Source organism: Sporosarcina beigongshangi (assembly GCF_033485195.1).
GTDB lineage: Bacteria > Bacillota > Bacilli > Bacillales_A > Planococcaceae > Sporosarcina > Sporosarcina beigongshangi.
Genome location: NZ_JAWLIR010000051.1, coordinates 1 through 10,230, shown reverse-complemented (window position 1 = coordinate 10,230; position 10,230 = coordinate 1). Strand labels below are relative to the sequence as shown.

At 39.7% G+C, this 10,230-nt stretch carries 9 protein-coding genes; all 9 read right to left on the bottom strand.

The window, feature by feature from the left end; genetic code table 11:
• Positions 1 to 314: 314 nt before the first annotated feature.
• Positions 315 to 815: a PTS sugar transporter subunit IIA gene (locus tag R2B77_RS16385; RefSeq protein WP_203247288.1), complete on the bottom strand. Its 501-nt coding sequence runs from the start codon at positions 813 to 815 to the stop codon at positions 315 to 317.
• Between the two features lie 233 nt (positions 816 to 1,048).
• On the bottom strand, positions 1,049 to 3,001 hold the full coding sequence (locus R2B77_RS16380; protein ID WP_203247287.1) for a BglG family transcription antiterminator: 1,953 nt from the start codon (positions 2,999 to 3,001) through the stop codon (positions 1,049 to 1,051).
• Between the two features lie 614 nt (positions 3,002 to 3,615).
• On the bottom strand, positions 3,616 to 4,341 hold the full coding sequence (locus R2B77_RS16375) for a copper homeostasis protein CutC (protein WP_203247286.1): 726 nt from the start codon (positions 4,339 to 4,341) through the stop codon (positions 3,616 to 3,618).
• Positions 4,342 to 4,415: 74 nt separating this feature from the next.
• Positions 4,416 to 5,294 carry an HAD family hydrolase gene (locus R2B77_RS16370; RefSeq protein WP_203247285.1) on the bottom strand — a complete coding sequence of 293 codons (879 nt, stop codon included), beginning with the start codon at positions 5,292 to 5,294 and terminating at the stop codon, positions 4,416 to 4,418.
• A gap of 56 nt (positions 5,295 to 5,350) precedes the next feature.
• A complete protein-coding gene (locus R2B77_RS16365) occupies positions 5,351 to 5,671 on the bottom strand; it encodes a VOC family protein (RefSeq protein ID WP_203247284.1) in 321 nt (106 codons plus the stop codon).
• Positions 5,661 to 6,704, bottom strand: coding sequence for a Gfo/Idh/MocA family protein (locus R2B77_RS16360; RefSeq protein WP_203247283.1), 1,044 nt, complete (start codon positions 6,702 to 6,704; stop codon positions 5,661 to 5,663). Before R2B77_RS16360 ends, R2B77_RS16365 begins: the two co-directional genes overlap by 11 nt.
• 377 nt (positions 6,705 to 7,081) lie before the next feature.
• Positions 7,082 to 8,446: a PTS galactitol transporter subunit IIC gene (locus tag R2B77_RS16355; protein WP_203247282.1), complete on the bottom strand. Its 1,365-nt coding sequence runs from the start codon at positions 8,444 to 8,446 to the stop codon at positions 7,082 to 7,084.
• Entirely contained in the window at positions 8,446 to 8,754 is a 309-nt protein-coding gene (locus R2B77_RS16350) for a PTS sugar transporter subunit IIB (RefSeq protein WP_203247281.1), read from the bottom strand. The genes R2B77_RS16355 and R2B77_RS16350 overlap by 1 nt, the downstream gene beginning before the upstream one ends.
• Before the next feature lie 765 nt (positions 8,755 to 9,519).
• On the bottom strand, positions 9,520 to 9,723 hold the full coding sequence (locus tag R2B77_RS16345) for a hypothetical protein (RefSeq protein WP_203247280.1): 204 nt from the start codon (positions 9,721 to 9,723) through the stop codon (positions 9,520 to 9,522).
• Positions 9,724 to 10,230: the final 507 nt, after the last annotated feature.

Below are 10,230 nucleotides of genomic sequence, written 5' to 3'. Positions count from 1 at the left end.
CTCAATTCATCCGCAATATTCATCCCTTTACTACAAACTATCTTCTAGCTCCGTATATTCAGAATTCTATTGGAAAGTACTTACCCGTATCCAACAATTAAAACTGGAGTAACAGAACTTTAATTCCAGTTTAAGTTAGTCGCTATACGACCAAGGGAGTAGCCTGCCCTAAAATGTAGTTTTTGTAGTAGTAAAATAAAAAAATGTATTTATAGAGAACAAAAGACTATGGACTTACTAAATGGAAGCAAGCAATAATGAATTCTAGTTGAATCCATTATTTTACACTTACGGGTGAATAATTCAGGACAAAGTTATCTATATTCGCCGCGAACTTCATCTCCTAATTTTCCCCTCATTATGGTTGCTATCTCTAATTCACTAGTGGCACCACAAATACTTTTTAAAGTAGCATCGTCTTGAATAATATCCACTAACTTTTGCAGCATGGTTAATTGCTGTTCGGGTTTCTTAATAGCAAGCATAAAAACTATATTTACTGCTATATCTTCATCAGAAACCATCTGTTGAAAAACAACCGGCTCGCTTAGCACTCCAACGATTATACTAGCCTGATTGACATATTCTGTATCTGCATGTGGAATTGCAATACCAATACTTTGTATTTTTATCCCTGTTGGAAAATCACGTTCTCTCTTTATAATAGCATTTATGAAGTCCCCATTTACAAATCCACGGTCAGTTAATCTGCCGCCTACTTTCATCAAAACATCTTCTCTATCGATAGCACGTAAATCTAAAATTACTAAGTCTTCATCGAAGATAATTCCGCTGTGTGAATTACAGTTCTGCATATTGTACACCTCCGCAATTGTTTCTAATCTGACCTCCCACGTTTATCACTAGCATAAGACAAGTAAAGTACTTTCCCTATTGCAAATAATTATCATAGTAGGGTAACCCCTAAAAAAATTTTTTAATTCCTTCCAATGTGTTTTCTATGTGCGAATTCTTCATTTTCAGGCTACTGATAAGGAGTAATTACTGCATTTCTACTATACTATTGACACTCCCGAGTGGACCCCATCTAACTTCGTAACATATTTTGCACATCACTCTTCTTTTTTAACTTTACTACTTCACCAACAAATTGATCATTTAACACTTTTTTATAAAGAACTGGTAAGTCTTCAATAATCTGTTCTGCATCTTCTTCCTTTATGGCTAACATCATAACCAGATACACTAGTTTGCCATCCCAAAACACACCTTCTGGCAGTGATAATATGCATAGCGCTCCCTCTCTTACATTTTCCGACAAGGCGTGAGGAAAACTCACACCTGAAGCTAAATAAGTGCTTCCTAGTGCTTCCCGATCATAGATATCAGATTTGAAATCTTCGTACACATAATTCGCTGCGTAAAGACTGTCCACTAAAAATTCTATACACTCTTTCTTAGTTTTAAGGTCTGTTTTAATATGGATCTGATCCAGACTAATTAATCCCGTTATATACTCCATGCTATTGCGTTTGCTGTGGTTAAATCGGACAATTTCGCTTTCGGAATACTTTAAGTAGTAATAATAAATCTCTTTTAACTCTTCGTCAGTAACAAAGGGACTTACTTTAATATATGGCTTTCCTAGGTTCCTCACGGAAATGGTAGATATGACAAAATCAGCAGATGTCACATCTTCTTGGCTAATTTTATTTAGAGGAATCACATTCAATTCCACTGATGCAGGAAGGTTCTTCCTAATTCTGCTGACTAACAACTCAGATGTTATTAAACCTGTTTCGCACACAATAATCACGTACCCTTTAGAAGATGCTCTCTCAATAGCCACCTGCAAATAAATGGCAATAAAAGACACTTCATCTTCCGAAAAAGTAATATCCAACGTCTTTGCGAAATCATTCAAATGAAACCACGTTAGATTAAATAAGACTGGGTAGTTACTTTTAACTTCATTTAATATAGGGTTCCCAATAACGATATTAGATTTTATTCTATAGACCATCGGAATCATATGACAAATCAAAGTGTCATACGAATTCTGATCTTGGGATAGATCAAAGCCAAGAGATTTGCCGATTCTCCTGATAAAGTCTGTGATATGCTCGTAAAGAATATTTTCCAGGTACTTATTGTTAATGTTCAATTCTATCCTATGCATAAAGAGTTGATAACTAATATAACCGATTTCTTTTTTAGTAAACTGGATCCCTAATTTCTCTCCGAATTGCTCATTGATTTCAACTGCCAAGTAATAGTTGCTTAATAGTTCGATGCTTTCTCGTCCCGGCAACTCGTAATCCAAAATGAATTCTTTCCCACTTTTCTTCCTGGTGGCGATAGTGGCTAAGAAAATAAATAGTGAATTTAAATAATAATCCTCCAATGTTCTTTTGAAAATGGCCTGGAGGGAGTCTAGTATGTCCTTAACAACCATGATCACCGTTTTAGGATAATAATCTGATAAAATGCTAGCGAGCTTTTCATTTGAAACATTTTGGAAACAGGCATTCATATAGCTATTAAAAAAATCCTTCAATAGTTTTTGTTTTCCGTATTCTGTGCCTCTAATTCGTGTGCCATATGCATCGGATACTATTTGACAATAGTCATTCTCAAAGCTTCTTAGACTTGCCATATCTTTGGATACAATGGATGTATTAGTGCAAAGAATAAATGCCAGCTTTTCATACGTCACTATCTCTTCACCTAGAACAACTATCCTTATAATTTCTGCTTGTCTAGCATATCTTTCGAAGATGGAGTCCACATCAATATTCGGATCAAAATCCTTCATCAAACGTTCTAGATCAGTCTCTTTCCCCTTCAATACAACTCCATAACTAGGGCGTCTTTCTAGAACTACATGATATTTTCGATAGACCTCATTTAGACTTTTTAGATCGTTAGCTACTGTTCTAGTTGAAACGTTCAAGTTTTGGGCATAATAAGACGTGGGCTTATAATCTTTAGTACGGCAAAGCATTTTTGTCAACTGGTATTGCCGTCTTTTTATTTTCAACCCAACCACCCCTTACTAAACTATTTGTCGTCAACTCTTGCTAATTTAAGACTAGTTTTGTATTCTAGTTACGAATAGGAATGACACTTCACTAATAAGCTTATCATTTGATTGTCGGATTGAGGATTAATCGAAAAGTTTACCCAGGGAATATAGACATTTGAACTACTAAGGTTCTGTTGTTCAAGGAAAGAATTCATTTCAGAGAATATTCCCTTTCGTATCCTTTATACTTATTGCAGCTTGGATATCGTTATCCTCCTACGCTACTACAACATACGCTGGAATATTGAAACCAACAATCGTTCTTCCAAAGATATATTTGGCTTTGAAAACTACAAGTTTCTTTCATAAAAAAGCATTGAATGCTTCTGATACATTCGGTAAAGACGAATAGCTTGTTGGGATAACAACACAGGGAGTGAACCACACGGAGTTAAGTTACTTACCTAATATTTGCACGTTACAGCTTCTAGTTCCTTTTCTTTTCTGTTCTGGTCCCAGTCAATAAAATAGAGATGCAACAGCAATGGTCTTTTGCTTTGCCCTCCCTAGCGCTCTCGGCAAAACCGTATACCTGTCGTTGCAGGGCAATAATCTAATTCGGTAATAAACTAACAGGTGGATTCAACCGCGGCACGAACCAATCCAACGTCAGCCTGAAAATAACTTGCTTTTTCTCCTGGACGGTTCGGACCACCAGTTATCGCACGTTTTGCTGACAGGTGGACTGCATCAACCCCTATATCAAAAAGCTGGCGTATTTCAGTAATCTGCACACCACCACCTGCCATTATCTCTACACGACCATTTGCACGCTTCACCAACTCTTGAAGACGACTAATACCATCTCCCGTCTTCGGGGCCGCCCCAGATGTAAGTATCCTTACAACCCCCATTTCAATAAGCTCCTCCAAGGCAACAAATTGGTCAGCAAGAACATCAAAAGCACGATGGAAAACAACAGGTGTATCCCCCGCCGCCTCCATCATCCTTGACATAGCAACGCAATCAATACTCCCATCAGTTCGAAGTGCTCCAATGACAACCCCATCAACTCCTGCCGCAACGGCCAAGCGAATATCACGGATGGCAGTCTCTACCTCGTCCAAATCATAGACAAAGTCACCTTCTCTAGGTCTTACCAAAACATCAACAAACCCCTTGAGCCCATTTTTAGAAGCTAGCTCTACAGCTCCCTCAATAAGACCTATGGAAGGGGTAAGTCCTGCAGTCCCCAGAGCCGTACACAACTCAACACGATCAGCACCTCCTTCGATAGCAGCCTTAACACTAAATAAATCTTGTGCAGTTATCTCAACAGCGCGAGTCTTACCCATCTATTTTCCCCCCTGTGAATTAAATAATCAGTGGCTGTCACAAATAGTGTGTTGAACCGTCTTACTCGCATAATCTACCTAGAAAAGATGTGCTCTAAGACTATTGCGATACCACCATCCAATGCATCGGGGGCGACTAAATCTGCAATCTGTATTACATCTGTATGGGAGTTACCCATCGCGACTCCAGTACCAGCCCATTGCAGCATTTCAATATCGTTAGGCATATCACCAAAAGCAATAACCTCTGAGGCATCAATCCCTAAACTATCACAGTAATTCGCCAACGTTTCTGCTTTCGAAAGCCCGAATGGACCAAACTCGATGTAGGCGCGTCCCGTGACAGATCTTGTAACTGCTACTAGCTCTCCAACGGCATCTTGTGCTTTACCCAGAAAATCATCAGCATCCAGAATAAAGGTCTCTGAAACGATTTTGTATATATCTGACTTTAGCATCTCGTCCAAAGAGTTCATAGGCAAAATCGTCTCATAACGATTTTCAGGTACCAACCCTTCGGCTTGACGCACTCCTGGTGGAAGATCTTGATAACCTGGTCCAGCCCTAAGCACATCCATTGCTTCTGCAGCAAAAACTGCATCTGGCGCAATTTTCTTAATCTCTTTCACCACGGTTAAGGCAAGATCTTTGGCTATCTCCACCATATTCAAAACTGAAAAATCCTTAGTATGAACACTCATTGCACCATTTCCGCAAATGGCAACTGGTGGGAAGCCAAGCGCCTCAACTACTGGTCCTAACCATCGAGGTGGTCGCGCAGTCACTAATATCACCTCGATACCTTTATTGCGAGCATACTCCAGCATCTGTCGTGTGTGCTCACTCACTGTTCCCCCGTGGGGTACTAAGGTACCATCCACGTCCATAGCAATGAGCTTTAGAGACTCTATAGCATCCAAAACCTCCAAAGACTCCCTACTCAAAAGCTTCATAAAAAAAACCTCCTCTTCTATTCAAGAGTTTCATTCTAGAAAACCAAAAAATTATACTACTCATTTTTAATCTCCATAAGCTCGACAACAGCGCCATCGGGTAGTTCAAAAAAAGCCACAGTTTTTCCCTCATAGACTTTGAAAGGACCGAGTATGCACTTAAAGTTGGATCCCACTTCATCAATGGATTCAACCTCATATCCAATGTGGGGCGTTTCTTTTATGATATCTGGAACGGGACTATCCTCTTCATACCGCAACCACTCTATACGGAATCTATGTTCATCCGCGTTCGTTACCCATACCTTTGTTTCTGCAACATATACTTCATCAGGATGTTTCTCATGAGTTGTAATACCTATGTGACTAAACTTCATCACTAACACCTCTCGTCAAAGGCAAGCTGATAGGCTCACCACCGGCAGCCGCACTTCGATCAGCGGCTTCGATAATCTCGAAAGTCTTCATTGCTTCATCAATATCAATAATGCAAGGGGTACCATTTAAGATCGAATCAATAAAATGATCTACTAGTTGCGGAAACGGATGTGTGACTACATCTCCCGAGTCCGGTGTTGTTGTCGGTATGTGCATCCAATCCTCTTGACCTGGGAAAGTGTTGGTAGACCAAAGCTTATCGTTAATCATTGTGCCCTTATCCCCAAAAAGCTTCATATTGAAAATATAAGGTGAGACGTTGTCGTAAGATCCGCATACTTTGGCTATTGAACCATCTTCGTACGTCACTAAAAACACGATGGTCGTATCCTGTTCGAAGTCATCCCTATACCTTCCAGAAAGCGCAACAACTTTCTTTGCTTCCTTCTGCATAAACCAGCGTAGACCGTCCACCGCATGGCATCCCCCTACTTGGAGAATCGAACCACCCGTCTTAGTACGTCGGGACCATTCATAGCAGTTATAAGATGGTGTAATGGCATGCATATAGTCAAATTCAGCATAAAACGGATCGCCTACAGTCCCATTACGAACCAACTCTTTCGCGGTTTCAAATAGAGGATGGAATCGAAGGACAAAGCCCACCACCGTCTTCACTCCATTATTATGAACAGCTTCCTGCATTCGTTTCATGTCTAACCAATTTGTAGCCAATGGTTTTTCAATCACGATATGTTTCTTTGCGTTGGCTGCTTTAATCGCCTGCTCGGCGTGGAGATGATTTGGAGTCAGAATTGCGACAATGTCCACGTCGCTTTCCGAAAGAAATGTATTATAGTCGTCGAAGGATTGTATATCACTCAATCCATATTCTTCTGCTATTGTTTGTACTTTGACATGTGATGTACCGCAGATGGCTGTGATTATTGCGTTTGGATTTTGACCAAATGCCTTAATGTATTCCGCAGATACCCATCCTGTTCCAACGATACCAACTTTTAATTTCCCCATTCTTTTATCTCCTTTCTATATCAGAACGAAATTGTGCTTACATAAAAATGAACCCCTTCACAGGCTAAAGTGGCACAAAATATCTGGTGAAAATCTTAACTATAAGAATCGATGGGGCAATCAGTTTACCAGTGCTACTTGTGTTCATTTGCTGAATGAACTCCGCCAAGCAATTATTACGGGGGAAGGTCACTCGGGAGACCATTTGTAGCAAACCACTAATGACCTTCAGGTTTCGGAGTTTTTTACCCCCGCATAAATATAAGAATCACTATATCAAAGTTGCGAATATATCGTGTTCAAAACACCTATTATGCAAATACCCAGAATACTACAAACGGATAGTCCGCTGTGCACAGACTTGATCTCTTAACTTCTTAAGCCGCTAGATTTGCCTGTCGTTCTTTACGATTGCGCCTAATCCCAACAGTAGCAGCACCTACAAGGGTAATCACAAATAGGATACCTAAAGAAACGACTGAACCTAGCTCACCAACCCAGTAGAGTATTAATGCAACTGGATTTCCTGCTGAGAGACCCGTGATATATTGAGAACTTGCTGCCTCTGCCGGAAGAACATAGCCTGCCTCTGTAGCAAACATAGTAATGGCCGGTCCAAAAGTAGAAGAAATCAATAAAACCATTGCAATAATGCCAGTACCTGTAATCAAGCTACGGAATAGATTTCCTCTCATTAAGGGCGCACACATAGGTATAAAGAACGCAGTCGCGGCAAGATCCGCAAAGGGTAAAGTTTTATTTCCAGGTAATATGATAGCCAGGATGAGCGTGATTGGTATTAAAAGCACGCCTAAAAGGATAGTTCCTGGGTAGCCCAACAGTAGGGCGGAATCAAGACCAACATACGCTTCGCGGCCTTTAAGTCTTTTGTTGAAGAACTTATGAGCTCCCTCGGTGAGAGGTAGAAGTCCCTCAATAAGAATCGCTACCATCCGGGGAAAGAGGAACATTGCGGCGGCAAGGGACATTGCCAATTTTAGAATTCCTCCAACGTCCTGCCCAGCAATAATTCCCATTATTGCTCCAATCATTAAACCCAAAACGATCGGCTCACCAAACACCCCGATACGGTCTTGCATCTTCTTCATATCAATGTCAATCTTTTTGATGACAGGGATTCTATCAAAGAGCCAATTCATTCCCCAAATTATAGGAATAGATGTTGTCGCCCATCCATGTGGTACCGAAACACCCGGTAGATCAAAAAATTCTTGGATTTTCGGTGCTGCCGCATCAGCAATAAGTAGTGAGAACATCGCGTGAATCATTGCTGCAAGAACGCCTGCCCAAAAATTATTTCCAGTAATGAAATATACCAACGAACCACTCAATGCATAATGCCAGTAATTCCAGATATCAACGTTAAGAGTCTTAGTCATTCGTGTAAGTAACATTACAACGTTGAGTAAAAACACAAATGGTACGATGCCTGCTCCTACCGCTGTTCCCAAAGCTATGGCAGCTGCTGGAGCAAAGCCCAAATCAATGGTATTTAGCTGAAGACCAAGGCGCTCAGTCATCGCAAAAGCTGCTGGTCCAAGTGAGTCAAGCAGAAGACCGACTACCAAGTTTATTGCAATAAATCCAACCCCAACTATCACACCCGATCTTAAAGCCTTTGTCCAACGCATACCCAATATCATACCTAAAACGGCGACCACTATAGGCAAGGTGACAGTGTTTCCCAAGGTATCTCGAAAAAATACGATGATTTCCTGCATCAGTTGGTTTCCCCCTTGATCTCTTTTTTGTTTTCAAGCGCTTTCACAATTTCGGTCAGAAGTTGATCTGCACCTATTCCTGTAAGAAAGGGAATTCCCTTAAATAGTGGAACTTCATAGGTTTTCTCAACTTTACTCGTTGTGACAATAAGGTCGATACCCGTAAGATTAACTGCTATGTCTTGGATTCGACACTGGGTTGTAGTTACGACTATACCACGACGGGCGAGTTCTTCTTTTAATCGTGTTGCGACATGTGTTGATGTAACTCCTCCTGTACCACATGCGACTAGGATCCGGTATTTCATTGGCTAACCTCCTTTCATTCAGTTGTCTTAACACCAATCCAACTGATTTGTGTGGTATTTGACTGGTTGGATAGGGTACTTAAAATGAAGGCCACCCGCAAATAAGCAAGTGGGATTCAACATTTCCTTTACAATAGTTTTACAAAGTTGATGCTCATTCGCATTTATATTTTTTTTATGATATTGTAGAAATTCCTACTTACCTCAAATTTCCACATGCCATTCCCCTTTTAATGTATGGTATAAGGCGATGCGAGATCATCATTATATTTTCATTCTAGTAAAAAACCAGCCTTACATATAAGATTGGTTTTAATCTTCAATTCACCTTTACCACTAACAAAGTTCTTGAGCTTATAACATTCCACATAGAAAAGTACCAAGGCTGTCTGTACAGTTCCAACAAACACCGACGATGACGGGAAAATCCTGCGATTACGGGATGGTGCGGTTGTTCTAGTAGTCAATACCAGAGAATAATTCCACTTGTAATACTTCAGTATATAAAGTCTTTCATTAATTATGACTTGGAGGCTATCATAGTTGAATTCGATACAACGGATAACTGTGTGATGAGAGTACTAAAAACATTTCCTCTCTCCCCTTGTTCCACTTTGGTTACTTATCAAAGGAACTAGAATAGGATAAAAAAGTCTGTTCTTCAATTAGGGCAAGATTGTCTAAGAGTAAACGCTCATTCATTTATAGATATTAGTGGATAAGGGGGGCGTCGTATAATGTTGTAATTTGAATCTATAAGTGTGGTCATGTGGGCTCCACATGAACTTGTTTAAAATCATTAACAATCCACTTTCCACCTTCCTTTTGTAAGTAGACTTGAAGGGTGATATAGCTGCGCTCATCATGATCATTTTTTGTATTGGTAATGATTTGTTCAAAAGTAACATAGGCATTCGATTTGTCTTCATTGTGGTCTACATATGAGTCCACATGTGCTACATCGTACATTTAGTTAACATCTTTAACGTCTTCTTCTGGGAAGGTAGTTTGATATAGATCAGTTTTGAACGCTATTTTACAATTTTCTTTTCTCAACTTGGTATTATCCTATTTAATATTGAAGATCGATTCAATGATCACTAGGACTGTTTCTTGAATGGATTCAATTTCGGATTGATTAAACGACTAGAATCCAGTATTTCATTGGCTAACCTCCTTTTATTCGGTTGTCTTAGCACCAATCCAACTGATTTGTGTGGTATTTGACTGGTTGGATAGGGTACTTAAAATGAAGGCCACCCGCAAATAAGCAAGTGGGATTCAACATTTCCTTTACAATAGTTTTACAAAGTTGATGCTCATTCGCATTTATATTTTTTTTATGATATTGTAGAAATTCCTACTTACCTCAAATTTCCACATGCCATTCCCCTTTTAATGTATGGTATAAGGCGATGCGAGATCATCATTATATTTTCATTCTAGTAAAAAACCAGCCTTACATATAAGATTGGT